22 protein-coding genes are annotated in these 25,658 nt (G+C 70.0%); 11 read left to right on the top strand and 11 right to left on the bottom strand.

The features are described 5' to 3' along the window. Window positions 1–22: 22 nt before the first annotated feature. Window positions 23–1,690: an aa3-type cytochrome oxidase subunit I gene (gene ctaD, locus ACSDR0_RS11405; RefSeq protein ID WP_435288789.1), complete on the bottom strand. Its 1,668-nt coding sequence runs from the start codon at window positions 1,688–1,690 to the stop codon at window positions 23–25. A gap of 403 nt (window positions 1,691–2,093) precedes the next feature. Between ctaD and ACSDR0_RS11410 the strand changes: the two genes are divergently transcribed. The 3 genes from ACSDR0_RS11410 (at window position 2,094) to ACSDR0_RS11420 (ending at window position 5,720) form a co-directional block, all read left to right on the top strand. Then, window positions 2,094–3,464, top strand: a complete 1,371-nt coding sequence (locus ACSDR0_RS11410) for an NAD(P)/FAD-dependent oxidoreductase (RefSeq protein ID WP_435288734.1) — start codon at window positions 2,094–2,096, stop codon at window positions 3,462–3,464. 62 nt (window positions 3,465–3,526) lie between these two features. After that, the gene (locus ACSDR0_RS11415; RefSeq protein WP_435288735.1) at window positions 3,527–4,492 is read left to right on the top strand and encodes a TIGR03557 family F420-dependent LLM class oxidoreductase; all 966 of its coding nucleotides are present in this window, start codon (window positions 3,527–3,529) and stop codon (window positions 4,490–4,492) included. A gap of 79 nt (window positions 4,493–4,571) precedes the next feature. Then, entirely contained in the window at window positions 4,572–5,720 is a 1,149-nt protein-coding gene (locus ACSDR0_RS11420; RefSeq protein WP_435288736.1) for an NAD(P)/FAD-dependent oxidoreductase, read from the top strand. 130 nt (window positions 5,721–5,850) lie between these two features. Here the strand turns inward: ACSDR0_RS11420 and ACSDR0_RS11425 are convergent, their stop codons facing one another. Continuing rightward, the gene (locus tag ACSDR0_RS11425; RefSeq protein ID WP_435288737.1) at window positions 5,851–6,624 is read right to left on the bottom strand and encodes an IclR family transcriptional regulator; all 774 of its coding nucleotides are present in this window, start codon (window positions 6,622–6,624) and stop codon (window positions 5,851–5,853) included. 91 nt (window positions 6,625–6,715) lie between these two features. Here ACSDR0_RS11425 and ACSDR0_RS11430 point away from each other — a divergent pair, with 91 nt between their 5' ends. Genes ACSDR0_RS11430 through ACSDR0_RS11455 form a run of 6 tightly spaced genes read left to right on the top strand, consistent with a single transcriptional unit; the run spans window position 6,716 to window position 13,050 of the window. Continuing rightward, window positions 6,716–7,639: a 5-dehydro-4-deoxyglucarate dehydratase gene (locus ACSDR0_RS11430; RefSeq protein WP_435288738.1), complete on the top strand. Its 924-nt coding sequence runs from the start codon at window positions 6,716–6,718 to the stop codon at window positions 7,637–7,639. A gap of 45 nt (window positions 7,640–7,684) precedes the next feature. Next, window positions 7,685–9,241, top strand: a complete 1,557-nt coding sequence (locus ACSDR0_RS11435) for an ABC transporter substrate-binding protein (protein WP_435288739.1) — start codon at window positions 7,685–7,687, stop codon at window positions 9,239–9,241. Window positions 9,242–9,253: 12 nt separating this feature from the next. Then, complete coding sequence (locus tag ACSDR0_RS11440; RefSeq protein ID WP_435288740.1) at window positions 9,254–10,180, top strand: ABC transporter permease; 927 nt, start codon at window positions 9,254–9,256, stop codon at window positions 10,178–10,180. Next, window positions 10,177–11,079, top strand: a complete 903-nt coding sequence (locus ACSDR0_RS11445) for an ABC transporter permease (protein ID WP_435288741.1) — start codon at window positions 10,177–10,179, stop codon at window positions 11,077–11,079. The genes ACSDR0_RS11440 and ACSDR0_RS11445 overlap by 4 nt, the downstream gene beginning before the upstream one ends. After that, window positions 11,076–12,053: an ABC transporter ATP-binding protein gene (locus tag ACSDR0_RS11450; RefSeq protein ID WP_435288742.1), complete on the top strand. Its 978-nt coding sequence runs from the start codon at window positions 11,076–11,078 to the stop codon at window positions 12,051–12,053. Before ACSDR0_RS11445 ends, ACSDR0_RS11450 begins: the two co-directional genes overlap by 4 nt. Then, window positions 12,046–13,050 carry an ABC transporter ATP-binding protein gene (locus ACSDR0_RS11455; RefSeq protein ID WP_435288743.1) on the top strand — a complete coding sequence of 335 codons (1,005 nt, stop codon included), beginning with the start codon at window positions 12,046–12,048 and terminating at the stop codon, window positions 13,048–13,050. The genes ACSDR0_RS11450 and ACSDR0_RS11455 overlap by 8 nt, the downstream gene beginning before the upstream one ends. 100 nt (window positions 13,051–13,150) lie before the next feature. On the opposite strand, the gene ACSDR0_RS11460 is transcribed toward ACSDR0_RS11455, so the two are convergent. From ACSDR0_RS11460 to ACSDR0_RS11470, 3 genes are read right to left on the bottom strand one after another with little or no spacing between them, the layout of a single operon-like run. Further along, on the bottom strand, window positions 13,151–14,023 hold the full coding sequence (locus tag ACSDR0_RS11460; protein ID WP_435288744.1) for a class II fructose-bisphosphate aldolase: 873 nt from the start codon (window positions 14,021–14,023) through the stop codon (window positions 13,151–13,153). After that, window positions 14,023–14,928, bottom strand: coding sequence for a 1-phosphofructokinase family hexose kinase (locus ACSDR0_RS11465; RefSeq protein ID WP_435288745.1), 906 nt, complete (start codon window positions 14,926–14,928; stop codon window positions 14,023–14,025). The genes ACSDR0_RS11460 and ACSDR0_RS11465 overlap by 1 nt, the downstream gene beginning before the upstream one ends. A gap of 2 nt (window positions 14,929–14,930) precedes the next feature. Then, window positions 14,931–15,800, bottom strand: coding sequence for an SIS domain-containing protein (locus ACSDR0_RS11470; RefSeq protein WP_435288746.1), 870 nt, complete (start codon window positions 15,798–15,800; stop codon window positions 14,931–14,933). A 248-nt stretch (window positions 15,801–16,048) separates the two neighbouring features. Between ACSDR0_RS11470 and ACSDR0_RS11475 the strand changes: the two genes are divergently transcribed. Then, window positions 16,049–16,834 carry a DeoR/GlpR family DNA-binding transcription regulator gene (locus ACSDR0_RS11475; RefSeq protein WP_435288747.1) on the top strand — a complete coding sequence of 262 codons (786 nt, stop codon included), beginning with the start codon at window positions 16,049–16,051 and terminating at the stop codon, window positions 16,832–16,834. Window positions 16,835–16,929: 95 nt separating this feature from the next. Here the strand turns inward: ACSDR0_RS11475 and ACSDR0_RS11480 are convergent, their stop codons facing one another. The 5 genes from ACSDR0_RS11480 to ACSDR0_RS11500 form a co-directional block, all read right to left on the bottom strand. After that, window positions 16,930–17,742, bottom strand: coding sequence for a carbohydrate ABC transporter permease (locus tag ACSDR0_RS11480; RefSeq protein WP_435288748.1), 813 nt, complete (start codon window positions 17,740–17,742; stop codon window positions 16,930–16,932). Continuing rightward, entirely contained in the window at window positions 17,742–18,650 is a 909-nt protein-coding gene (locus ACSDR0_RS11485; RefSeq protein ID WP_435288749.1) for a carbohydrate ABC transporter permease, read from the bottom strand. The genes ACSDR0_RS11480 and ACSDR0_RS11485 overlap by 1 nt, the downstream gene beginning before the upstream one ends. Beyond that, window positions 18,647–19,915: an ABC transporter substrate-binding protein gene (locus ACSDR0_RS11490; RefSeq protein WP_435288750.1), complete on the bottom strand. Its 1,269-nt coding sequence runs from the start codon at window positions 19,913–19,915 to the stop codon at window positions 18,647–18,649. The genes ACSDR0_RS11485 and ACSDR0_RS11490 overlap by 4 nt, the downstream gene beginning before the upstream one ends. Beyond that, the gene (locus ACSDR0_RS11495; protein WP_435288751.1) at window positions 19,915–21,231 is read right to left on the bottom strand and encodes an alpha-glucosidase/alpha-galactosidase; all 1,317 of its coding nucleotides are present in this window, start codon (window positions 21,229–21,231) and stop codon (window positions 19,915–19,917) included. The genes ACSDR0_RS11490 and ACSDR0_RS11495 overlap by 1 nt, the downstream gene beginning before the upstream one ends. Window positions 21,232–21,934: 703 nt before the next feature. After that, window positions 21,935–22,753, bottom strand: coding sequence for a hypothetical protein (locus ACSDR0_RS11500; protein WP_435288752.1), 819 nt, complete (start codon window positions 22,751–22,753; stop codon window positions 21,935–21,937). An 848-nt stretch (window positions 22,754–23,601) separates the two neighbouring features. On the opposite strand from ACSDR0_RS11500, the gene ACSDR0_RS11505 reads away from it, so the two are divergent. Further along, entirely contained in the window at window positions 23,602–24,540 is a 939-nt protein-coding gene (locus ACSDR0_RS11505; protein WP_435288753.1) for an HNH endonuclease signature motif containing protein, read from the top strand. 904 nt (window positions 24,541–25,444) lie between these two features. On the opposite strand, the gene ACSDR0_RS11510 is transcribed toward ACSDR0_RS11505, so the two are convergent. Continuing rightward, a complete protein-coding gene (locus tag ACSDR0_RS11510) occupies window positions 25,445–25,645 on the bottom strand; it encodes a hypothetical protein (protein WP_435288754.1) in 201 nt (66 codons plus the stop codon). Window positions 25,646–25,658: the final 13 nt, after the last annotated feature.

Consider the following 25,658-nt stretch of genomic DNA (forward strand, 5'->3'; position numbering starts at 1 on the left):
ATCTCTCCTTGAGCGCGGGCGGTCAGATCTCCTCTTTGAGCGCGGCCGCCGGGTCGAGCTGACGCGGCTGCATCACCGCCCTCGGGTGGTGCAGGTCGAAGGCCGGTCGCTCCGAGCGGATGGTCGGGATCGAGGTGAAGTTGTGCCGGGGCGGCGGGCAGGAGGTGGCCCACTCCAGCGAGTTGCCGAAGCCCCACGGGTCGTCCACCGTCACGCGCGGAGCGTGGCGCGCGGTGTACCAGAGGTTGTAGAGGAACGGCAGCGTGGAGGCCCCCAGCAGGAACGCGCCGATCGAGGAGACCAGGTTGAGGTCGGTGAACCCGTCGAGCCCGCTGTAGTCGGCGTAGCGGCGCGGCATGCCCTCCGCGCCCAGCAGGTGCTGGACGAAGAAGGTGGTGTGGAAGCCGATGAACAGCGTCCAGAAGTGCCACTTGCCCAGCTTCTCGTTCAGCATCTTGCCGGTCATCTTGGGCCACCAGAAGTAGAAGCCCGCGAACATCGCGAACACCACGGTGCCGAAGACCACGTAGTGGAAGTGGGCGACCACGAAGTAGGAGTCGTGCACGTGGAAGTCCAGCGGCGGGGAGGCCATGATGACCCCGGTCAGCCCGCCGAACAGGAAGGTGATCAGGAACCCCACGGCGAACAGCATCGGCGTGTCGAGCGATATGTGCCCCCGCCACATGGTCCCGACCCAGTTGAAGAACTTCACCCCGGTCGGGATGGCGATCAGGAACGACATGAACGAGAAGAACGGCAGCAGCACCCGGCCCGTGGCGAACATGTGGTGCGCCCACACCGTCATCGACAGGCCCGCGATGGCGATGGTCGCGCCGACCAGGCCGATGTAGCCGAAGATCGGCTTGCGGCTGAAGACGGGGATCACCTCGGTGATGATGCCGAAGAACGGCAGCGCGATGATGTAGACCTCCGGATGGCCGAAGAACCAGAACAGGTGCTGCCACAGGATCGGCCCCCCGGTCTGCGGGTCGAAGACGTGGGCGCCGAGCCGGCGGTCGGCCAGCAGGACGAGCAGCGCGGCGGCCAGCACCGGGAAGGCCATCAGCACCAGGACGCCGGTCAGCAGCGTGTTCCAGGTGAAGATCGGCATGCGGAACATCGTCATCCCGGGGGCCCGCATGCAGATGATCGTGGTGATGAAGTTGACCGAGCCGAGGATCGTGCCGAGCCCGGACATCGTCAGGCCCACGATCCACAGGTCGCCGCCGACCTGCGGGGAGTAGACCGCGTGGGAGAGCGGCGGGTATCCCGTCCAGCCGAAGTCGGGGGCGCCCCCGCCGGTGATGAAACCGAAACTCACGATGAGGCCGCCGAACAGGAAGAGCCAGAAGCTCACCATGTTGAGCCGGGGGAAGGCCACGTCGGGCGCCCCGATCTGCAGCGGCATGACCACGTTGGCGAACCCGGCGAACAGCGGGGTCGCGAACAGCAGCAGCATGAGGGTGCCGTGCATGGTGAACAGCTGGTTGTACTGCTCCTGGGTCACCACCTGCATCCCGGGATGGGCGAGCTCCCCCCGGATGACCATGGCCATGACCCCGGCGAACAGGAAGAAGACGAACGAGGCGATCAGGTACATGTATCCGATGACCTTGTGGTCCGTGCTCGTGAGCCAGCGCACGACGATCGAGCCCGGCTCCTTACCGCGCGGTGCCAGCGGTGAGGTCATCGGCTCCTCGCGTGACCGTTCGAAGGTCGTCACGACCCACCCCCCTCGAACCGGCTCGGCCAGGACCGGCCCGTCCCCGAACCTGCCCGTCCCGAGAACCGGCCGCCCTTCGAACGAACCGGACCGTCCTCGAACCGACGCGGCATCCGATTCCCACCGCCTTTCCCCGGCCATCCCCAGGGAAAGCGGCCTCCACTCGCCCGTCCCGTCATCTTGCCCGCGCGATGACCTGGCAATTAATCCCTCTTATCCGCCTTCTGGTCACCCCTCGCCACACCGCCGGAGATCACGGGCCGGGCGCCGGACGTACGCGCCGCATGGCAACATCGGACGGCTCGTCGTGCTTGACCCGGGGGCAGACAGGGCACGCCGCTGGAAACGGAGTGGCGAAAGGAGCATCCTCATGGCCCAGCGACAGCGAGTCGTCGTGATCGGGGGAGGGTTCGCGGGCTTCACCGCGGTCCGCACTCTCTCCCGGATCGCGAAGGGCGCGATCGAGATCGTTCTGATCAATCCGACCGACTACTTCCTCTACCTGCCGCTGCTGCCGGAGGTCGCGGCGGGCATCCTCGACCCGCGCAAGGTGGCGGTCCCGCTGGCGGGCGACTATCCCGGGGTGCGGCACCTGCTCGCCACGGCGGACACGGTCGACATCGAGGCACGCCGCGTCAAGTGCACCGACGCCGAGGGCAACCACCGCGAGCTGGGCTACGACCGCCTGGTGATCACGGTCGGCAGCGTCAACAAGCTGCTCCCCGTACCCGGCGTCGCCGAGTACGCCCTCGGCTTCCGCAGCATCGCCGAGGCCCTGTACCTGCGCGACCACCTGATCCGCCAGGTCGAGCTCGCCGACGCGTCCGACGACCCCGAGGAGCGCAAGGCCAGGTGCACGTTCGTGGTCGTGGGCGCCGGGTACACCGGGACCGAGGTCGCAGCGCAGGGCCAGCTGCTCACGCTCGACATCCGCGAGCACCGGCCGAGGCTGCGCGACCGGCCGATGCGCTGGATCCTCGCCGACATCGCCCCGCGCATCCTCCCCGAGCTGGACGAGCGCCTGTCCCGGGCCTCGCACCGGACGCTGTCCGAACGGGGCATGGAGATCCGCACCGGTACGAGCGTGGCCGAGGTGACGGCGGAGGGGGTGAAGCTCTCCGACGGGGAGTTCGTGGCGACCAAGTCCCTGATCTGGTGCGTCGGCGTGCGCCCCGACCCGATGGTGGAGTCCCTGGGGCTGCCGACCGTGAAGGGGCGCCTGGTCGTCGACGAGTACCTGAGGGTGCCCGGCCATCCGGAGATCTTCTCCTGCGGTGACGCGGCCGCGGTTCCCGACCTCACCCGGCCGGGCAGATACACGGCGATGACCGCCCAGCACGCCGGTCGCCAGGGAAGGCGAGCCGCCCGCAACATCGCCGCCTCCTACGGTCACGGAGAGCTCCGGCCGTACAAGCACAAGGACCTGGGGTTCGTCGTCGACCTGGGCGGGACCGGCGCCGCCGCGGACCCGCTGGGCATACCGCTGTCGGGCATGGTGGCCAAGGTGGTCACCCGGGGTTACCACCTGCTGGCCATCCCGCGCAACCGGCTGCGCATCGCGGGAAGCTGGTTGCTGGACCTGCTGGCGCCCCGCCAGACCGTCCAGCTGGACGTGGTCCGCAGCCCGGCGACCCCGCTCACGCACACCACCCCCGAGGCCGCCCACAGCCGGGACGGGAATCCGCCGAAGGCGGGTGCCTCGGCGAAAACGGGCGCCTCGGCGAAGAGGAGCGATTCGTAAAGGACGGTGAGATTTTCGGCTCTCCCGGCGATGCTCCCGGGGAGCCGGGTAAGGGGCGGAGTATGGCAAAGATCGGTTACACGATGATGTGCGAGCAGACGCCCGCCAGGCAGCTGGTCAAGGACGTCACCACGGCCGAGCAGGCCGGTTTCGACTACGCGGTCATCTCCGACCACTACTTCCCGTGGCTGGAGGAGATGGGCCACTCCCCGTACGCCTGGTCGGTACTCGGCGCGGCGGCGCAGGCCACCCGCCGGATTCCCCTGATGACATACGTGACCTGCCCGATCATGCGATACCACCCGGCCGTGGTGGCGCAGAAGGCGGCGACCATGGGCGTGCTGAGCGAGGGCCGCTTCACGCTGGGGCTGGGCGCGGGGGAGAATCTCAACGAGCACGTGATAGGCCACGGCTGGCCTTCGGCCGACACCCGGCACGCGATGTTCCGCGAGGCCGTGCAGATCATCAGGGAGCTGTTCGAGGGCGGGTACGTCACCTACCGCGGCGAGTTCCTCGACGTCGACTCGGCCAAGCTGTTCGACCTGCCGGACCAGCCCGTCCCGCTGGCGATCGCCGCCTCCGGCGGCCAGTCGGGGAGGATCGCCGCCGAGCACGGCGACGCGCTGGTCGCGACCGACCCCGACCCGGACCTGGTACGCCTGTTCTCCGGGGCGGGCGGCACGGGCAAACCCGTCTACGGCCAGCTCGCCATCTGCTACGACCCCGACGCGGCGGCCGCCAGGGAGCGGGCGCACCGGCTGTGGAGCTGGTCGCTGGGCGGGTGGAAGGTCATGGCCGAGCTTCCCGCGCCCGTCAACTTCGCCGCCGCCGCCCAGACCGTGCGGCCCGAGGACGTCGCGGCCAAGGTGCCGTGCGGCCCCGACGTGGACGCCGTGGTGGAGGCGGTACGCGCCTACACCGACGCCGGTTTCACCCACGTCGCCCTGGTCCAGATCGGCCACGAGCACCAGGACGCGTTCCTCGACTGGTCGGAGAAGGAGCTGCTCCCCGCCCTGAGCGGCCTCTAGCCACCGGCCCGGCGCGCACCGCCCGCGAGATCCACCGCGACGGCGGTTCCCCCCGGGCGTACGGGGAAGGCTCACCGGGGTGGATGACGTGTGGGATCTGGTGGTCGTCGGCGGCGGGCCCGCGGGAGCGGCCGCGGCCCTGCGGGCGAGACAGCTCAGGCCCGACGCGCGGGTCCTCCTGCTCGACAGGGCCGACTTCCCCCGCGACAAGGCCTGCGGCGACGGCATCGCGGCTCACGGGCGCGACGAGCTGGCCCTGCTGGGCATCCCCGACCTCATCGCCGACTACCGGCCGACGCAGCGCCTGGCGGTGGTCTCCCCCGGTGGCGCGCGCGTCTCCGCCACCTCCGCCCGGCCCAACCACGTCGTCCCCCGGAAGGTCTTCGACGCCCGTCTCGTCGACGCCGCCCGCGCCCGCGGTGTCGAGGTCCGCCGCCACCAGGTCCGCGCGCTCGCCGTCCTCGACGACCACGTGGTCCTCGACGGCACCGTCACCGCCCGCGCCGTCGTCGCCGCGGACGGGGCCAACTCGACCGTGCGGCGCCTCATCGGCGTCCCCCCCTCCCCCGAGAAACACACCGCGATCGCCGTGCGCGGCTACGCCGACGTGCCCGCCGGCGACGACGTCCAGTCCATCTTCATGCAGCGCGACGGGTGGCCCGCGTACGCGTGGTCGTTCCCGATCGGTGACGGCACCGCCAACGTCGGCTACGGCATGCTCCTGCCCCGGCTGCACGCCACCGGCCGGCCGGGCAAGGAGGTGCTGCACGGACGGCTCGCCGAGCTGCTGCCCCACGTGAACGCCCGCGATCTGCGCGCCCACCACCTTCCCCTGTCCCCCGGCCGGCCGAGGCCGGGTTCCGGGCGGGTGATGCTCGCCGGTGACGCCGCCGGTCTCATCAACCCGCTCACGGGCGAGGGCATCTTCTACGCGCTGGTCTCCGGCCGGCTCGCCGGGGAGGCCGCTGTCCAGGCCGCGGGCGACCCGCTGCCCGCGTACCGGCGCGGGCTGGGAAAGGCCCTCGGGCGGCACCTGCGCACCACCGACGTGCTCGCCCTCGCCTCCCAGTCGCCCGGCTTCATCGACGCCGCGATCGACACCGCCGCCCGCCGCAAGGAGGTGTTCGACCTGCTGGTCGACGTGGGGCTCGGCGCGGGCACGGTACCGCTGCCGCTGGCGCTGGCCGTGGTCCGCCGCTGGCTTCTGAACGCCGCCCGGCGACGCTGAACACGGGGTGCGGCGGGCGAGCCGACCGCGACGCCCGCCGGCGCCGGCCGTACCGAAGTCCGAGGAGCCGTAGCTGAAGGCCTTTGAGCGCACAGCGAACGTTCGTGGAACGTTATCCGGCCGCGGCACGTCAGCGGAGGATGCGGCGCCGGGCCCGGAGCAGGGCGGTCACGACCTGTTTCTCGCGGTCGGGGTCGAGGCGGACGACGGGGATGGAGCAGCTCAGAGCCTCCTGCGGGGGCGAGGTCAGGTCGAGCGCGACGGCGAAGCAGCGCAGGCCCATGGTCGACTCCTGCTCGTCGACGGCGTGGCCGCGCTGCCGGATCGCCTCCAGCTCGGCGCGCAGCGCCGCCCGGTCGGTGAAGGTGTGGACGGTACGGGGCTCCAGCGTCTCGGGCAGGAGCCGGTCGACCTCGTCCCACGGGTGGCCGGCGAGGATCGCCTTGCCGAGGCCGGTCGCCCATGCGGGCAGGCGCCGGCCGGGCCGGGAGAGGACGGCGAGGGAGTGCCTGGACAGGTTCGTGGCCAGGTAGATGATCTCCGCGCCGTCGAGGCGGGCGAGGTGCACGGTCTCGCCGAGTTCGTTGTTCAGCTCGTTCATCGCCGGCTGCGCTCGCTGGACGACGTCGTCGTGCTCGACGTACGAGGCCCCGGCGCGGAGCGCGCGCAGCCCGATCCGGTAGCGGCCGGCGTCGTCGACGTCGACCCAGCCGGTGTTGACCAGCGTGGTGAGCAGCGCGTACGCGCTCGCGCGGGGCAGGCGCAGATCCGCGGCCAGCTCGCGCAGCGAGCACGGGTGGTCGGCGGAACCGAGGTGTTCGAGCACCGCGATCGTCCGCTCGGCCGATTTGACGCTGCGGACGCCGCCGCCGCTCTCGGGGGGTTCGGAATCGTGCTGCGTCACGGGCCACCTCTTGACGTGCGCTGAAACGCCGACTTAACCTCTCGTCTACAAATATAGACACTGTCTTCATATGTAGACAAGAGGTTGTTCTTTGTCACCCACAGCAGCCACCCGAGTCGCCACCTCACTGACCGGACTGCTCGCCTTCCCCGTCACGCCGTTCACGGAATCGGGCGAAGTCGACCTGTCCCGGCTCGGAACCCATCTCACCGAGGTCCTCGGGGCGGCGCCAAGCGCGATCTTCGTCGCCTGCGGGACCGGGGAACTGGCGTCGCTGACGGCCGCCGAGCACCGGACGGTGGTCAGGGCCGCCGTCGAGCACGTCGCCGGGGCCGTCCCGGTCCTCGCCGGGGTCGGCGGGGGCACGCGGACCGCCGCGGAGTTCGCCAGGGCCGCGCAGGACGCGGGGGCCGACGGACTGCTGGCGCTGCCGCCGTACCTGCAGGTCGGACCGCCGTCCGGGCTGGTGGAGCACTACCGGCAGGTGGCCGCCGCCACCGACCTGGATGTCGTCCTCTATCAGAGGAGCACGGCGATCTTCTCCCCGGCCGCGGTCGCCGAGCTCGCCGAGGTGGACAACATCGTCGCCTTCAAGGACGGGCACGGCGACATGGAGCTGCTCCAGCTCATCCACACCGCCACCGCGGGACGGATGCCGCTGCTGAACGGCATGCCGACCGCCGAGATCTTCGCCCGCGCGTACGCCGGCCTCGGCGCCCGCGCGTACTCGTCGGCGGTGCTGGCCTTCGTCCCGGAGATCGCCACCGCGTTCTTCCGGGCCTTCGAGGCCGGCGACGAGAAGATGCAGGAGCTCCTGCTGCGCGAGTTCTACGCACCCCTGGCCGACCTGCGCAAGACGACCCCCGGCTACGCCGTCTCCCTGGTCAAGGCGGGTCTGGAGCTTCGCGGCCGGTCCGCGGGCCCGGTCCGCTCGCCACTGGCGGAGGTCACCGCGGAGCACCGCGAGCGACTCGCCCACCTCATCGACCGCGGCCTCGCCGCTGTCACCGCATAGCACAAAGGCCCTGCCCGGCCCCAGGCGGGCAAATTCGGAGGAATCATGATCACCACCCCCAGCTGCCGTCAGACGGCCTCCGCCCTCCTAGCGCTCGCCGCCATGATGTCGGCCGGCGCCTGCTCGGTCGCCAACAGCGGCCCGGAGCCCTCGTCCGGCGCGGCGTCGAGCACCGTTCGCATCGTGCTGCCGGAAGAGCCTCCGACGCTGGAGCCGTGCGACGCCTCCCTAACCGCGACGGGACGCGTCACCAGGGCCAACATCACCGAGGCGCTCACCGAGCGGGACCCGGGCACCGGCGACCTGAAGCCGGCGCTGGCCACGGAGTGGAAGCAGGACTCGCCGACCGAGTGGACCTTCACCCTGCGCAAGGACGTGAAGTTCCACGACGGCACCGCGTTCGACGCCAAGGCGGCCGCCTTCTCCATCGACCGCACCGTCGGCTCCAAGATCGACTGCAACGTGAACGGTTACGTCTTCGGCGGCGTCAAGCTCACGGTGACGGCCGTGGACGGCACCACGCTCAAGGTGAAGACGGAGAAGGCGGACCCGATCCTGCCGCTGCGCCTGTCGTTCGTCGAGATCGTGCCGGCCACCACGAGCACGACCGGCAAGGTGCGCGAGCCCGTCGGCACCGGCCCGTACAAGATCGCCAAGTGGGACACCGGCCGCAGCCTGCGCCTGGAGCGATTCTCCGGCTACTGGGGCAAGGCACCCGACTTCGCGGCCGCCGAGTACGTCTGGCGCGCCGAGGGCAGCATCCGCTCGGCCATGGTCAAGAGCGACGAGGCCGACATCGCGGTGGGACTGGCCCCCGAGGACGGCGCCGGCGACTCCGCCGTGCAGTTCCCCAACAACGAGACGTCGTATCTGCGCATCGACGCCGCCAAGCCGCCGCTCGACGACATCCGCGTCCGCCAAGCGATCAATTATGCCGTCGACAAGGACGGGCTCGTCGCCTCGGTGTTCGCGGGGCTCGGCAAGTCGGCGGGACAGATCGTCCCCGAGGGCGTGACCGGCCACAGCCCGGCGATCCAGCCCTGGCCCCACGACATGGCACAGGCCAAGAAGCTGATCGCGGAGGCCAAGGCGGACGGCGTCCCCACGGACACCGCCATCACGATCATCGGCAGGAACGGCATCTACCCCAAGGCCGCCGAGGCGATGGAGGTCGTCCAGAACTCGCTGCTGGAGGCCGGGCTCTCGGTGAAGATCCAGATGCTCGACGTGAACGCCTGGCTGGAGTACCTGCTGGCCCCGTTCCCCAAGGACGCCGGCCCCACTCTGCTCCAGGCCCAGCACGGCAACCAGGCCGGTGACGCGGCCTTCACGATGGGCCAGATCTACGGCAGCAAGGGCGCGCAGAGCAGCTACGGCACCAAGGAGCTGGACGAGCTGATCGCCACCGCCGAGCAGGCCTCGGGGGCGGAGCGCCAGACGGCGTTCGCCAAGGCACTGGAGTACCAGAACAAGGACGTCGTACGGGACGCGGTCCTCGCCCACATGACCGGCATCCTCGCACTGTCGAAGAAGGTCACCTACAAGCCCGACGCCGCCACGAACGACGAGATGCGGCTCGCCGACATCCACCCGGCCGGCTGAGAAGGAGCGAGTGTGCTGACCTTCCTGCGGCGTCGCATCCTTTCGAGCGCGATCCCGCTGGTCGTCGTGGTCCTCGGCGTGTTCTACCTGGCGCGCCTCACCGGCGACCCGGCGAATCTCTATCTGCCCCTCAGCGCCACCCCGGAGATGCGGGCGGAGTTCTCCGCCAGGCACGGGTTCGACCAGCCGCTGCTCGTCCAGTTCGGCGACTACTTGGCGCAGGTCGTCCGGCTGGACTTCGGCGAGTCGCTGCGGACCGCCGAACCCGCCGCCGACGCGGTGCTCCGGGCGTTCCCCGCGACGCTGCAACTGGCGGGCGCCACGATGATCCTCGCGATCCTCGGCGCGATCGTCGTCGGCAGTTGGGCGGCCTACCGCCCGAACTCGGCGGCCGACCGGATCGCCAGCTTCACCTCGACGACCGCGGCGAGCATGCCGGATTTCTGGTTCGCCATCATGGGCGTCCTCGTCTTCGCCGTAACCCTCGGCTGGCTGCCGACCTCGGGCACCGAGGGCGCGGCGGCGTGGGTGCTGCCGGTGCTCACCCTGCTGATCCGGCCGTTCGGCGTGCTCGTGCAGGTGGTGCGCGGGGCGATGGTCACGGCGCTGTCGGCGCCGTACATCAAGGTGGCCAGGAGCAAGGGCGCGGGAGAGCTGCGGGTGGTCTTCGGCCACGCGCTGCGCAACGCCGCGCCGCCGGCGCTCACCGTCGCCGGCGACCTCGCGGTCGGCCTGGTCAACGGCGCGGTGGTCGTCGAGACCATCTTCGGCTGGCCGGGCATCGGCAAATTGATGATCACCTCGATCCTGCAGCGCGACTTCGCGGTGCTGCAGGCCGCGGTCCTGGTGACCGCGATCACGATCTTCGCGCTGAACATCGTCATCGACGCCTGTTACGCGCTTCTCGACTCACGGGTCCGTCAGGGGGCGACGGCATGAGGAACGGCACCTCCTGGTGGCGGCTGCTGCTGCGGGACAAGTTCGCCTGCGTGGCCGTGGTGATCCTGGTGGTCGTGTTCGCCGCCACCCTCGCCGGGCCGATGCTGCTCGGCGACCTCGCCACCAAGCAGAACCTGCGGGCGGTCAACCGGCCGCCGTTCAGCCTCGACGACGGCTGGGCGTTCCTGCTCGGCAGCGACTCGCTCGGCCGCAGCCTGCTCGCCAGGCTCATCGTGGCGAGCCGCACCACGCTCTCCGTCGCCGTCCCGGCCGTCGTGATCTCCCTCGTCGTCGGGTCGGTCTGGGGCATGTGGGCGGGATATCACCGGGGCTGGCGGGAGAACGTCTCCATGCGCGTCGCCGACGTCATCCTCAGCTTCCCGTCGCTGCTGCTGGCCGTCGTCGTGCTGTACGTCTTCTCGCCCAGCGCCACGAACATCATCCTGGTCCTCGCGATCGCGCGGATCCCGATCTACCTGCGCGCCGCCCGGGCGGAGTCGGCCGAGCTGCAGAGCCGGCTGTTCGTGGACGCGGCGCGCACGTTCGGCGCCAAGAGCTGGACGATCATCGGCAGGCACGTGGCGCCCACCGTGCTGCCCACCCTGTTCACCGTCGCGGCGCTGGACTTCTGCTTCGTGATGCTGACCGAGTCGTCCCTGAGCTTCCTCGGCATCGGCATCCAGCCGCCGGACATGAGCTGGGGCCTGATGGTCGCCCAGGGCCGGCAGGTGCTCCAGAGCGCCTGGTGGATCGCCGTCTTCCCGGGCCTGGCCATCGTGGTGACCACCGTGTCGGCGACCGTCCTCGCGTCCTGGGCGCGCTTGGCCATGGACCCGGGCCAGCGCTGGCGGCTCACCCTGCCCCGCGCCACCCGCAAGATCAAGGAGGTGAAGCCGTGACCCCCGTGCTGGAGGTGGATCGGCTGGCCGTCGACATCCGCACCCCCGCCGGGACGGTACGCGCCGTGCGCGAGGTCAGCTTCTCCGTCCGCTCCGGCGAGACGCTGGCGCTGCTGGGCGAGTCGGGCTGCGGCAAGAGCATGACGGCGCAGGCCATCGTCGGGCTCCTCGACCCCGTGGCCCACGTCGCGGGCGGCGCCGTACGCCTCGAAGGGACCGACCTCCTCACCCTGCCGCCGGCCCGGCGCCGCCGGCTGGCCGGTCCCGGCCTGTCCATCGTGTTCCAGGACGCGCTCACCGCGCTGAACCCCGTCCAGACGGTCGGGGCCCAGCTCGCGGAGCCGTTCCGGATCCACGAACGCCTCTCGCGCCGTGCCGCGCGGGAACGCGCCGTCGAGCTGATGGAACGGGTCGGCATCCCCGAGCCGCGGGTCCGGGCCGGCGCGTACCCGCACCAGTTCTCCGGCGGCATGCGGCAGCGGCTGCTCATCGCGCTGGCCGTGGCGCTGCGGCCCAAGGTGCTGGTCGCCGACGAGCCCACGACCGCCCTCGACGTCACCGTGCAGGCCCAGATCATGGAACTGCTCCGCGAACTGCGCACGGAGCAGCAGACGGCGCTGATCCTGATCACCCACGACCTCGCGGTTGTGGCCGAGCAGGCCGACCACGTCGCCGTCATGTACGCGGGCGCCATCGTCGAGTCGGGCCTGGTGGCCGAGGTGTTCTCCCGGCCCCGCCATCCGTACACGCGTGGTCTGCTCGACTCGGTGCCGGCCAAGGTCGCGCGCGGCACCAACCTGAAGTCGATCCCGGGCAGCCCGCCCGACCTGCACTCGGTGCCCTCGGGCTGCGCCTTCCGGGCGCGCTGCCCGATGGCCACCGACGTATGCGCGGAGCAGCGCCCCGTCCTCGCCGAGGCCGGGCAGGGACGCCGGTCCGCGTGTCACCACTGGAAGGAACTGGCCGATGACTGAGCCCGCTGGAACCGGGGCTCCGCTGCTGGACGTGGCAGGGGTGCGCAAGTCCTTTCACGTGGCCGGCCGGGGCCGCCTGCGCGCGCTGGACGGCGTCGACCTGCGCCTCGGGCACGGTGAGACGCTCGGCCTGGTCGGGGAGTCCGGGTGCGGCAAGTCCACCCTGGCCAGGGTGCTGCTCATGCTGGAGCGCCCCGACCAGGGCCACGTCAGGTTCGAGGGCACGGACCCGTTCGTCCTGCGCGGCAAGGAACTGCTCAGGTGGCGGCGCCGGGTCCAGATGGTGTTCCAGGACCCGTTCGCGTCCCTGAACGCCCGGCTGTGCGCCGAGGACATCGTCGCCGAGCCGTGGCGGACGCACCGGGACCTCGTACCGGCGAAGGAGCGCGGCAAGCGGGTCGCCGAACTCCTTGAGATGGTCGGGCTGCGGGCGGGCGACGCCCGCCGCTACCCGCAGGAGTTCTCCGGCGGTCAGCGCCAGCGGCTGGGGATCGCCCGCGCGCTCGCGCTCGAACCCGACGTCATAGTGTGCGACGAGCCCGTGTCGGCGCTCGACCTGTCCGTCCAGGCGCAGGTCCTCAACCTGCTCACCGACCTGCAGGCCAGGCTCGGCGTGTCGTACGTGTTCATCTCCCACGACCTGTCCGTCGTCCGCCACGTCGCCGACCGCGTCTCAGTCATGTACCTCGGCCGGATCATCGAGACCGGCCCGACGAAGCAGGTGTTCGATCGGCCACGGCACCCGTACACCGCCGCCCTGGTGTCCGCCGCTCCGGTGCTGGACGTCACCCCCGGGGCGCGGCGCGAACGCATCCTGCTCAAGGGTGAGGTGCCCTCCCCGCTCGATCCGCCGTCGGGGTGCCGCTTCCGCACCCGCTGCTGGCAGGCGCGGAACGCCTGCGCCGAGGACGAGCCGCTCCTGGAGCCGGCCGAGGACGAGCCGCTGCACGCCGCCGCCTGCCACTTCCCGCTCCAGGAGGTGGCCTCCGGAACCTGAAAGAGGGCTTTGGTTCACAAGGTCCGCTGGCGCCACACCCGCTCCTGAACCACTTCGACCGATCCGGACCTCGCCCCAAAAGGGCCGAGGTCATCGGCTACTACACCGACCCGCCGCCGGGCACCACGGTCATCTGCGCCGACGAACTGACGACGCGGAGCAGGCGGGCGGTCTCGCCGGCCATGGCGTCCCTGGCGGCCTCCAGGCGGGGCCGGGGGTCGGCGCCGGAGGGCCTGCCGGCGAAGGAGTCGCGGAGCGCCTCGGTGAACGCGACGTTCAGGGCGGTTCCAATGTTGATCTTCTTGATCCCGGCGGCGACGGCCCGGCGAAGCTCGTCGTCGGGCACACCGGAGGAGCCGTGCAGGACCAGCGGGACGGAGACCGGCAGCGCCGCGCGCAGCGCCGCGATCAGGTCGTGGTCGAGCCTGGCGCTGCGCGAGGTCATGGCGTGGGAGCTGCCCACCGCCACCGCGAGGGCGTCGACGCCGGTCGCGGCGACGAACGCGGCCGCCTCGGCGGGATCGGTACGCGCGCCCGGAGCGTGCGCCCCGTCCTTCCCGCCCACCTCGCCGAGTTCGGCCTCCAGCCACAGGCCGTTCTCGTGCGCCCAGCGCGCGGCGGCCTCCGTCCGGGCGAGGTTGGTCTCGTACGGATCCCGCGACGCGTCGTACATGACCGAGCTGAACCCCGCCTCGGCGGCCTCGTACAGGAGCGCGTCGTCGGTGACGTGGTCGAGGTGGAGGGCGACGGGCACCGGGGCGGCCTCCGCGAGGGCGCGCGCGGCGGCGGCGAGGGGGTGCGGGCGTCCGAGGCGGAACCGTACGGCGTTCTCGCTGATCTGGAGGATCACCGGAGTCCCCGTCCTTCCGGCGGCGACCACGACGGCCTCGGCGTGCTCCAGGGTGATGATGTTGAAGGCGCACGCCCCGCCGGGGGCGGAGGCGACGATCGAGGCTGTTGTGGCGAGCGGCATTACATCTCCTGGGACAGGGCGCGATAGGCGGCGAGGTCGACGGTTCCGGCGACGGGGGACAGCACGGCGGCGGCGGACAGCGCGACCGCGTCGGCGAGGACGGCGGGCCAGTCGATCGGTTCCGGGGCGAGCAGCGCCCGGGCCAGCGCGGCCGCGGCGGCGTCCCCCGCGCCGGTGGGGTTGCCCGGCAGCCGCCGGGCCGGGCGGGCGGACCAGTCGCCGTGCGGGGTGACGGCCAGCAGGCCGTCCGCTCCCCGCGAGACGACCACCGCGCCCGCGCCCGCGGCGAGCAACCGCGACGCGACCTCCCGCGCGGGCCCCCGGCCCGCGGCCCGTTCGAGTTCGGCGGCGTTCGGCTTGACGATGTCGGGCCCCGCGGCCACCCCGAGCCCGAGGGCCTCGCCGTCGGCGTCCAGCAGCACGCGCGCGCCGAGCGCGCGAGCGCCCGTCACCAGCTCGGCGTACGCGCCGGGGGCGACGCCCGGCGGCAGGCTCCCCGACAGCACCACGACCCGGGCGTCTCGGCACAGCTCCAGGAACAGGACGCGGAAGTCCCGCCACTCCGCCGGGGTGACGGCCGGTCCCGGCTCGTTGAAGATGGTGGCGTCGCCGTCGGCGACCACGGTCACGGTCCGGCGGGAGTTACCCGCCACCGGTGCGAAGCGGGCCGGGACGCCCGCCGTCGCGAGGTCCGCGGTGATCTCCGCGCCGGCGCCCCCGCCCGCCAGCCCGGTGGCGACGACCTCGACGCCGAGGGTGGCGAGGACGCGGGCGACGTTGACGCCCTTGCCCCCGGCGCGGTGGTGGACGGCGGCGACGCGGTGCGTGGCGTTCGGCACCAGCGCCTCCACCTCGTAGGTGATGTCCAGCGCGGCGTTGAGGGTGACGGTGACGACCTCGGCCATGGCTACTGGAGGATGACCGAGCGGGTCAGGTTGCGCGGGCTGTCCGGGTCGAGGCCGCGCGACCGGGCCAGCTCCACCGCGAGCCGCTGGGCCCGGATCAGGTCGGCCAGCGGGTCGAGCGTGGTGGCCGTGGTCAGGGCTCCGGTGCGGGCGACGTCGTCGAGCAGGTCCTCCTGGCCGCCGAAGAACCACACCAGGCTGTTCTCGTCGGCGATGCTGATCGGCCCGTGCCGGTACTCCATCGCGGGGTAGGCCTCCGACCACGCCAGAGCCGCCTCCCTGAACTTCAGGGCCGCCTCCTGGGCCAGGCCGTTGGTCCAGCCGCTGCCGAGGAAGGTGAACTGCCGCCGCGAGACCGCCCCCTCGGGAAGCGGCGCGGTGAGCGCGCGCTCAGCCTGGACCGCGAGGTCGGCGGGGGCCTCCCCGAGGTGCGCGCGCAGCAGGGCGAGCCCGCTGGTGGCGAACCGGGTCTGCACCACGGAGCGCTCGTCGGCGAACTCCAGCGCGATCACCGTCTTGGCCAGGCCGGTCACCGGGGTCGCGGGGTCGGCGGTGACGACGACCGTCGGGACGTCCCCCGCCGCGTCGAGGGCGCGCAGCACCTCCGTCGTGGTCCCGGACCTGGTGATCGCCATCAGCCGGTCGTAGCGGCGCGCGGGAAGCTCGGAGGCCGGGAACGCGTCGGTCTCCCCCTGCCCCGACCGCTCGCGCAGGACCGCGTAGGCCTGTGCCATGTAGAGCGAGGTGCCGCAGCCGATCACGGCGACGCGCTCCCCCGCCTCCGGCAGGCCCGCCGGGTTCGCCGCGCCGAGATCCAGCGCCTGCCGCCAGCACGCGGGCTGGCTGGCGATCTCCCCCAGGACGTACGTCACGCACACTCTCCTCAAATGCTTATTTATGCTTGCAATCTGCTGCATTTGAGCATATCTGAGCAAGAGTAATTGTTTCAATGCTCGATACGCTTCGCGGAGCGGCACAGGTGGCAACGGCAGGAACGGGCGGGAACCGGCGGGAACGGGCGGGAATCGCGAGACCGGCCGGAAACGGCCCGGGACTCGCCGGAACGGCCCGGGACGACCGAGAACGGCCGCGGACTTGCGGGACGGCGAGGAGGAAGCTCATGACGAGCCACGACCGGTGGAACGCGCTGCTCGCGATCCTGGCGAGGGACGGCAAGGTGGAGGTGGACGCCGTGGCCGGCGAGCTGGGGGTGTCGGCGGCCACCATCCGCCGCGACCTCGACCATCTCGACCGCCAGCAGATGCTGACCAGGACCCGCGGCGGCGCCGTCGTCAACGCGATCTCCTACGACCTGCCGCTGCAGTACAAGGCGGCGCGGCACGCGCCGGAGAAGCACCGGATCGCCACGGCCGCCGCGGCGCTGGTGTCGGCGGGGGCGGTCGTCGGGCTGAACGGCGGCACCACGACCACCGAGGTCGCCCGCTCCCTGGCGACGAGCGCCGACCTGCACCGGCAGGGCGGCGAGCCGAGCCTCACCCTGGTCACCAACGCGCTCAACATCGCCAACGAGCTCGTCGTGCGCAGGCACGTCAAGCTGGTGGTCGTCGGGGGCGTCGCCATGCCCGCGTCGTACGAGCTGATCGGGCCGCTCGCGGACGGCGTGCTGCGGGAGGTCTCGCTCGACATCGCGATCCTCGGCGTGGACGCGCTCGACCCCGAGCGCGGCGCCTTCGCCCACCACGAGGGCGAGGCCGGGATCAACCGGCTCATGGCCTCCCGCGCCGGCCGGGTGGTCGTCGTGGCCGACTCCTCCAAGCTCGGCATGCGGGCGTTCGCCAGGATCTGCCCCTGCGACGACATCGACGTCCTCGTCACCGACGGCGACGCCCCCGCCGTGACGGTCCGCCGCTTCGAGGACGCCGGGATCGAGGTCATTCAGGCCTGACCGGCGGCCCCGCCGTGACGGTCCGCCGCTTCACGGACGCCGGGATCGAGGTCACCCGGGCCTGACCGGCGGCGTCCGGGACGAGCGCGGGGCGGTCAGCCCTTGAGGCCGCTGAACGACATCGTGGCGATGAAGTGCCGCTGGGCCAGGACGAAGGCGGCGACGAGCGGGAAGACCGCGACGAGGTTGCCCGCCATCAGCGCCGACCACTCGGTGTGGCGGGCACCCGCGAACGTGGACAGGCCCATCTGCAGCGTGTAGTTGTCCTCCGAGCTGATCGAGATGAGCGGCCAGATCAGGTCGTTCCACGCGCCGAGCAGGGTGAAGACGACCAGCGCGGCCAGGGCGGGCCTGGCCAGCGGGAGCACGATCCTGAAGAACACCCCCAGCTGCGAGCAGCCGTCGATCCTGGCCGCCTCCTCCAGTTCGCGCGGCAGCGACAGGAAGAACTGACGCATCAGGAAGACGCCGAACGCCGAGGCCAGCCAGGGCACGAAGGCCGCGCCCAGGGTGTCGATCAGGCCGAGATTCCGGAACATCATGAACGTCGGGATCATCAGCACCTGCGCCGGGATCATGATCGTCGCCATGACCATGGTGAAGCCGACCGCGCGCCCGGGGAACTTGAGCCGGGCGAAGCCGTACCCGGCCAGGGAGCACAGGACCACGTGGCCGACGACCGCGACCGCCGCGACGACGACGGTGTTGAGCAGCCAGCGCGGGTAGTCGTCCTCGGTGAAGATCCGGGTGAACCCGGCGAGGCTGAACTCCGAGGGCCACAGCGTGGGGGGATAGCGGTTGATCTCGGTGTCCGGCATGAACGCGGTCAGCGTCATCCACAGCAGGGGCGCCACGAAGACCAGCGCCGTGGGCGCCAGGATCAGGTGGGCGAGCCAGGGGCGTTTCATCAGGCCTCCGCGCGGCGGGTGTACCAGAGGGCCCCGGCGGACGCGACCAGCGTGACCACGAACAGGCCGTAGGCGACGGCCGCCCCGTACCCGGAGTGGAAGAGCTGGAAGGCCTGCCGGTAGAGGTAGAACACGATCACCGTCGTCGAGTCGAGGGGCTGGCCCTTGGTCGTGGTGTAGACGAGGTCGAAGAGCTGCAGCGCCGTGATGGTCTGCCAGATCGCGAGGAACACGGTGGCCGGGCGCAGCTGGGGCAGGGTGACGTGCCGGAAGACGTGCCTGCGCTCGGCCCCGTCCACCCGCGCCGCCTCGACCAGCTGCTTCGGGATGTCCTGCAGCGCGGCCAGGTAGACCACGGCGGGCATGCCGACCCCGCCCCAGAGCGAGACCACGACGAGCGTGATCATCGCCTGGTCGGGGTCCTGCAGGAAGCCCATCCCCGGCAGGCCGAGCGCCCTGAGCGCGGCGTTGACGATGCCGAAGTCCGGGTCGAAGACGAAGTTGGCGAGGATGCCGGTGGCGGCGGCCGAGACGACGTACGGGACGAAGATGCACGTGCGGTAGAGCCCGATGAACCGGATCGGCAGGTTCAGCGCCGTCGCCAGCACCAGCCCGAGCACGATCGAGCCCGGCACGAACAGCACGGTGTAGAGCAGGGTGTGCCCGGCCGCCGCGTGCAGAGCGGTGTCGCCGAGCATGTCGGCGTAGTTCTGCAGGCCCACGTACGACCCGCCGGTGATGAGGTCGCCGTCCCTGAGCGAGAGCAGCAGCGCCCATATCGCGGGGAAGATCGACAGACCGACGATCACCAGGGTGGCGGGGAGCACGAAGCCCCAGCCGGTCAGGTCGGGCAGGCGCCGCCGGCCGCGCGCACTCGTTCCCGTGAGCGTCATCCCGGCCACGCTCATCGGGACTTCTCCAGGATCCGGTCGGTCTCCCGGGCCGCCGTCGCCAGCGCCTCGGCCGCCGGGGTCCCGCCGACGAGCACGCTCGCGACCGCGTCGCCGACCTTCTCCGACAGCTCCGGATAGGCCTGTACGGCGGGACGGGCCTGCTTGGCGTTGTCCAGGTTGTCGGTGAAGACGTTCACCTCGGGGAAGTCCTCGGTGAACTTCTTGTAGGCGGGCAGCGCCATGGTGGCCTTGCGGAGCGGCAGGTTGCCGAGCCCGAGGCTCCAGCGAGCGTCCTGCTCCGGCCGGGTGAGCCAGGTCAGGAAGGCCGCCGCCGCCTTGGCCCGCCTGTCGCCGTTGTCGAAGACGACCCAGTTGTCGGGACCGGCGACGGTCTCGTGGTTGCCCGCGTAGCCGGGCAGGACCTGCACGCCGTACGAGACCTTGTGCTCGATGACGTCGAGCAGCGCCCACGGTCCCGCGACGATCATCCCGATCTTGCCGCTCTGGAAGAGGGGCAGGAACTTCTCCCCGTTTTGATCGAGATAGACGGATTTATCCTGACGGGCCATCGCGCCCCACAGGTCGAGCGCCTGGACGGCCTGCGGGGTGTTGAAGGCCGCCTTCTTCCCGTCCTGCGACAGGATGCTCCCGCCCTGCTGCCACAGCTGCGGCCAGAACCGCCAGACGGTGTCCTCGCCGCCGGTGACCGGGTAGGCGGTGCCGTACACCCCGTCGCGGGTCAGCTTGGCCGAGGCGGCGCGGAAGTCGTCCCAGGTCCAGTCGGCCGAGGGGTAGGGCACCCCGGCGGCGTCGAAGAGCTTCTTGTTGTAGATCACCCCGAGGTTGTCGACGACCGCGGGGATCCCGACGACCTTGCCGTCCACCTCGGCCACGGCCCGCTCGGACGGCCAGAAGTCCTCCCAGCCGAACGCCGGGTCCTTCACCGTCGCGGCCAGGTCGTAGACCTGCGGGCTCTTGGCCAGGTGCGGCATCCACGACCCGTACATGTAGGCGATGTCGGGCGCCTTGCCCCCGGCCAGCGCGGCCTGGACCTTCTGCAGCATGTCGTCGACGTTGGTGGTGCCGACGGCGGCGACGACCTTGACGTCGGGATGGGCGGCGTTGTAGTCGGCGGTCAGCTTCTCCAGCACCTTGGCCTGGTTCTCGACCTGGCCGTGCCACCACACGATCTCGACCGGTCCCGAGGCGTCGTCCTTCGCTCCGGAGCCACAGCCCGCCAGCAACGCGGCCAGCAGGAGCAGCACTACGCTCCGTTTCATCACATACTCCTGAGGGGTTCGGGGAGCAGGTCGCCGTGGGCGCGGACCAGGTCGTCGCAGAGCTCCCAGATCTGCTCGACGGTCAGGGAGGCGGCGGCGTTGGGGTCGGCCATCACGGCGTGCCGCACGTGCTCGGGGCGACCCTCCACCGCGGCCCTGACGGTGAGGTCGTTGACGTTGACGTAGGAGCGGTTGAGCGCGGCGCACTGCGCGGGGAGCTCGCCCACCGCGGTGGGCCGCACGCCGAGCGCGTCGACCAGGCACGGCACCTCGACGACGCAGCCGTCCGGCAGGTTGGAGATCAGCCCCTTGTTCACCACGTTGCCGTGGATGACCCGGGGCGTCCCCGTCGCGATGCTGTGCACGATCTGCGGGGCGTACTCCATGGTGGCCTCGACCTCCAGGGACCTGCCCGCCCGCAGGGCGTCCCTGGTCGCCTCGTAGCGGCGCACGTTCTCCTCGCTGATGCCGAGGTAGGCGCCCACCGGGATGCGCAGCCGCTCCACCTCGGCCGGGTCGCGCAGGTACCACGGCACGTACTCGGCGGAGTGCTCGCTGGTCTCGGTCGGGTAGTAGCCGAGCCGCCGGTACATGTCGACGCGCGCCCGGCGCAGCAGCCCGGGATCGCGGGCGATGGCCTCGTCGAGCCTCGGGTAGAGGTTCTCCCCCTCGGACTCGAAGCGCAGCATCCACGCCTGGTGGTTGACCCCGGCCGCGAGATAGTTCACCTTCTCGAACGGCACGCCGACCAGCCCGGCCAGGTCGTGCGCGGTCCAGAAGACCGAGTGGCACAGCCCCACGACGTTGCGGACCGGCGTGGCGGCGGCCAGGTACCAGACGTTCATGGCCATCGGGTTGGTGTAGTTGAGCAGCCACGCGTCCGGGCAGACCTCGGCGATGTCCCGGCCGATTCCCTCCAGCACGGGGAACGTGCGCAGCGCCCGGAAGATCCCGCCGACGCCGATCGTGTCGGCGATCGTCTGGCGCAGTCCGTAGCGGGCGGGGATCTCGAAGTCGATCCGGGTCGCGTCGATCATGCCGACCTGGATGATGTTGATGACGAAGTCGGCGCCCTCGAGCGCGCGCCTTCTCTCCAGGTGCGCGGAGATCTTCGCCGTCCTCCCGCCCGGCCTCACCCCCGTCCCCGTCTCTGTCCCCGCGATGAACCGGGCGGCCGCCTCGGCGGTGTCGAGCCGCTCGGGGTGGATGTCGTGCAGGGCGATCTCCAGGCCGTCCAGGTCGGGGAAGGCGAACAGGTCGGCCAGCAGACCCTGGGTGAACTCGACGCTGCCCGCGCCGAGGAATGCGATCTTCATAGGGAGTGAACCTCGTCCCGGACGGGCTGGGCGGCCGTGCCGCCCGCCGTGCGAGTGGCCGGGGCGACCGGAGAGACAGGGGTGGGGGCGACCGGGGAAACGGCCGCGGTCGAGAGGCCCTGAGCGGCGGAAGAAGCCGGGGGGACCGGGGAGACGATTGCTCGGAGACGCATGTGACTCCTCGTGAACGGAGTTCGGATCGTGATGGCATGCGCACTGTTCCGCACTCTCCGCCAACGCCCTCGCCACGAGCGCCGGAGTGACAAGGCCCATAACCGTAGGACTCATGTCAGCACGCGAGATTCGCCTCCTCCTCTCGTTTCGTCACAGAATTGCGCGCTTGTGCGTGGAAAGCAACAGTTTCAATCATTAAAAATCGGTCACGCGCACATCACTGACCAGGGACGCCACATCACAACCTCAGATCGAGCGCCCCTCGACACTCTCCCTCGGGGCCGGATCGGGTCACCGACGACCCTCGCCCCACCGGGGGCTCGATGATCGGCGGTCCGCGACAGGACCGCCAGAAGCTTCGGCACAACAGATCGCCGACCCGTCCGGAGACGGGTCGGCGATCGTCGGCAACTCCCCCGTCGACACCTCTCGCGAGGCCCGCGCTCAGGCCGCCGACCTCAGGGCGACCCATGCCCCGGCCCGGCGCCGGGGATGATCACCCGGCCCGACTCCGGTGGGCCCACGACGCTTACAGGTCCATCGCGATCGCCCATCCCCAAGCGAGCACGAACAACGTGAACAAAACCTCCAGCCCGTACATGATGTTCTGACCGGTAGGACCGAAGATCACGAAGGCGACGGCGGCCAGGACACAGCCCAACGTCAGGAAGACGTCGACCACGAAAAGAACCAGGGCCACCAGGAGGCGGATGAGGAACCAGACGAAACCGATGCCGAACCACTTCGACATCGTCGAGTCGTCGTACGCCCAGCGAGACAGCGCGAAGGGGACGTAGAACGAGGACGCCCAGTAGTCCTCCCACCGTGTCATGATGTCGGCGGGGCGCTCTCGGAGAACGGCCTCCGCCCCCGTGAACTCGATCGTCTGGACCGTTCCCTGGGTGATGTCGATGAGCACTTCGCGATTGACGACCTGAATGGAGGTCGTCCCGTTCACAACGGCCTTGAACTCACCCGCTCCGCTCTTGATCTCATAAATATGATCGAATCCGGCTATTGATCGGTCATGGGATGCGTTCCCATCCCGAATGATCACATAGATGGCGTCGCCGTCCCGGGAGGGCAGATCATATTTCGCGCCGATCGAGAAGACCCCCACGGGGGTTACGAGAGAACTTTCGCCACTGATCTGCAAATCCCCCGAGGGGTTCACCGTGAACTTCACGGGGATGAACGCCGGCCGATACGACCCCTCGACCCCGGAAGCCGAGCAGCCGGCCAACACCAAGATCATTAACAGAAGACTCGGCACCACGAGAGCCACACTCGCCCTTGTGTGCCAAGTCGCGACCCGCCGAATCGTCGAAGCAGTGGCGATCTCCGCCATAGGACCCCTTTCCGCCTCCCTCTGTCCGGCCCCACCATCCGCACCCGGGATACAGTTCTGATCGGCTCGGGTTTGATCTAGTGCGACCACAAAGAGCAACGAATCGGCGAAGCGTCGAGTTTCAAAAAGGAAATTCGGATATTCTGTTCGTAGCTATATATAAAATTGGTTATCCGAAATATTCACTCCGCAGCGACGCGGAACAGGAATGAACAGACACGGAGTTTCACAAAAGGGACATCCAGCCGAACAATGTCCGGTTCAGCGGAGGCGCTGGGCAGTGGATCCCGAAGGGGAACCGCCTCCAGCCCCAAGTGGCCGGAAACGGTGAGGCCCGCATGTGTTCGGGGGAGGCGGCGACACGCAAGATCTCAGGGGTGGTCGCGACGCGTCAACCGACCACAGGAGCGCACGAGACCGTTCTGACGTGACTCGCGTCTACTGGTGAGACAGAACCCAGTACGTCACAGACGACCATCCGATCTCGCTGGCGCGATCAACGCACGCCGGAGACCCAGGCCGGAGGACTCCGAAAAGCAAAACGACCCGCGTTTCCGCGGGTCGTCTCCGGGTTTCCCCCTGGTGCCCCCTGCAAGATTCGAACTTGCGCTCCCGGCTCCGGAGAGGGTTACACATCCCCGCTGCGCATCCCTTTGAGCTGGGAGAACGCTCCGACTCGCCGTCAGACTGGCGTTCTGGTCCACGGTAGGTCCATAAATGGGCCCTGCGACTGCCTTAAGGCACTGTCAGTACCGCCCGCTACGTTGACCATGTGAGCCGTCCCCGAGGCCGCGAGCGTGCGCGTGGCCGGCGGGCTTGGGGCGGGTGCCGGGCAACGGAGGAGTCACGTGACAGCGTGGTTGATGTACCTGACCGCGAAGGCCAAGCGCGTAGGTGAAGGGTATGACGACAACCCCGCCACCCACTACAGCTGGGACAGCAAGGTACCCAACGCATCCCACGTCCAAGTCGGGGACACGATCGTGCTGTGGGACGGGGATGCCCTGTTGGGCCTGTCCGTGATCGAGGACATCACGACTGGCCCTGGCACCAAGGACCTCAGCTGGTGCCCTAAGTGCAAGAAGGCGGACATCGCCGAACGCACGACGATGACACCGAGGTACCGGTGCTGGAATGATCAGTGCAAGGCGGAGTTTGACACTCCGGACGGTAAGACAGTCCCGGTGACCACCTACCGCGCCCGCTATGAGGCCGGCTGGATCGACCTCCGCGGTCACGTCTCGGCACCGGAGCTGCGGGCTCTATGCGAAAAGCCCAATTCACAGAATGCCCTGCGGCGCCTGCGTTGGGACGACTTCCGTACCCGCGTGGAGACGGGGAAGAACGCCACCCCCCTGGACATCGCGGACAACACGCGCAAGGTCATCGCCGGGGGACATAAGACCAGGACAGTCCGCGTCCGCAACGGCCAGGCCGTCTTTCGTGCCAGCTTGTTGGAGCAGTTCGGCGAGGTATGCGCCTTCCTCGGCCCCATGCCCGCGGCGACCCTGGAAGCGGCACACCTGTACAGCTACGCCAGAAGCGGCATGCACCATACCTACGGCGGGTTGCTGCTGCGCCGCGACGTCCACCGCCTATTCGACCTCGGACAGATCGCGATCAACCCAACCACGATGACTCTGGACATCGCACCCAGCATCCGCGCCTACTCCGACTATGACAAGCTGCACGGCCAGCCGCTGGCTGTGCCCCTCGCCAAAGCCCATAAAAAGTGGATCGCTGAGCACTGGGCAATGCACCGTGGCGCTACGAGCGTCATCCCGTGACAGGGCGCTAGACGTCGGCTGTATCCACGCACGCAACCACGCGGAAGAACCAGAGGGCAGCCCAGGGATTATGAGTCCCGCTCACTGCGACCTCCGATCAACCTGTCTACCTGGGTAAACAGCGCTGAAGCCCTGTGGCCACACAGAACTTCAGCACGCATTCGGCACAGCACTATCCACTAGTGGCTATCTCAGCGCCTGTTGCTAACAGCGGCGGAGCGGACCGCGATCGTTGTAGAAGTTGAGATACAGCAGCCCTTGCAATGAGGCCCGGGACTGAAACCGGGATGCAGCCGTGCAGGTGGCCGTCGTAGTCGGCCTGAGAGTCGCGACCGCAATGAGGCCCGGCAATGAAGCCAGGACAGAGCCGACATAACCTACGCGGCTCCCCCGTCCTCGAAGTCGCCGCAATGAGGCCCGGGGCGAGGCCGGGATGCAGCCAGGTCCCGCGGCGCCGTGTACCAGACTCCCCGCTTGCCGCAATGAGACTCGACGATGAAGCCAGGACGCAGCATCCTCCTCTCGCCTGGTTGGTTGGTCTACTGGCTCCCGCCTCAATGAGGCCCGGAGATGACCGGGATGCAGCGGTACCGGTGCCAGTGCACCCGGTGCGCGCGCTGCAAGCCGCAATGAGACCCGGGAGTGAAACTAGGGTGCAGCCTGCTACCGCCGGATCGTGCTGGCGCTCGCGGACATGCCGCAATGAGGCCCGGGGGTGAAACCGGGGTGCAGCGGGGACGGCGAAAGCCAAGGGCACCGCGGGCGGCAAGCCGCAATGAGACCCGGGGGTGAAACCGGGGTGCAGCCTTCCCGGCGGGTGGGGTGTCCATGTCGGTGCCGCAATGAGGCCCGGGAGTGAAACCGGGATACACCACTAAGGCGATCATCGGCATGAGGCAAGACATCACTTGGCCGCAATAAGGCCCGACGATGAAGCCAGGATGCAGCGGGCCGGCGACTCACCGGCCGACAGCGCGGTCCGCTCCCCACAATGAGGCCCGGAGATGAAGCCGGGATACAGCTGGTAGATCGCGAGCATCTGCCAGTCGATGATGTCGCCGCCGCAATGGAGCCCGGAGATAAAGCCGAGATGCAGCAGATCCACTGGGCACACGACA

Source organism: Streptosporangium sp. G11, assembly GCF_051192615.1.
In the GTDB taxonomy this organism is placed as follows: domain Bacteria; phylum Actinomycetota; class Actinomycetes; order Streptosporangiales; family Streptosporangiaceae; genus Streptosporangium.

Coding starts and splice junctions, on each gene's coding strand:
- ACSDR0_RS11500 (WP_435288752.1), bottom strand. CDS start 22,753: ATGGCGGAGATCGCCACTGCTTCGACGATTCGGCGGGTCGCGACTTGG.
- ACSDR0_RS11490 (WP_435288750.1), bottom strand. CDS start 19,915: ATGAAACGGAGCGTAGTGCTGCTCCTGCTGGCCGCGTTGCTGGCGGGC.
- ACSDR0_RS11410 (WP_435288734.1), top strand. CDS start 2,094: ATGGCCCAGCGACAGCGAGTCGTCGTGATCGGGGGAGGGTTCGCGGGC.
- ACSDR0_RS11465 (WP_435288745.1), bottom strand. CDS start 14,928: ATGGCCGAGGTCGTCACCGTCACCCTCAACGCCGCGCTGGACATCACC.
- ACSDR0_RS11485 (WP_435288749.1), bottom strand. CDS start 18,650: ATGAGCGTGGCCGGGATGACGCTCACGGGAACGAGTGCGCGCGGCCGG.
- ACSDR0_RS11475 (WP_435288747.1), top strand. CDS start 16,049: ATGACGAGCCACGACCGGTGGAACGCGCTGCTCGCGATCCTGGCGAGG.
- ctaD (WP_435288789.1), bottom strand. CDS start 1,690: ATGACCTCACCGCTGGCACCGCGCGGTAAGGAGCCGGGCTCGATCGTC.
- ACSDR0_RS11480 (WP_435288748.1), bottom strand. CDS start 17,742: ATGAAACGCCCCTGGCTCGCCCACCTGATCCTGGCGCCCACGGCGCTG.
- ACSDR0_RS11415 (WP_435288735.1), top strand. CDS start 3,527: ATGGCAAAGATCGGTTACACGATGATGTGCGAGCAGACGCCCGCCAGG.
- ACSDR0_RS11435 (WP_435288739.1), top strand. CDS start 7,685: ATGATCACCACCCCCAGCTGCCGTCAGACGGCCTCCGCCCTCCTAGCG.
- ACSDR0_RS11495 (WP_435288751.1), bottom strand. CDS start 21,231: ATGAAGATCGCATTCCTCGGCGCGGGCAGCGTCGAGTTCACCCAGGGT.
- ACSDR0_RS11460 (WP_435288744.1), bottom strand. CDS start 14,023: ATGCCGCTCGCCACAACAGCCTCGATCGTCGCCTCCGCCCCCGGCGGG.
- ACSDR0_RS11445 (WP_435288741.1), top strand. CDS start 10,177: ATGAGGAACGGCACCTCCTGGTGGCGGCTGCTGCTGCGGGACAAGTTC.
- ACSDR0_RS11455 (WP_435288743.1), top strand. CDS start 12,046: ATGACTGAGCCCGCTGGAACCGGGGCTCCGCTGCTGGACGTGGCAGGG.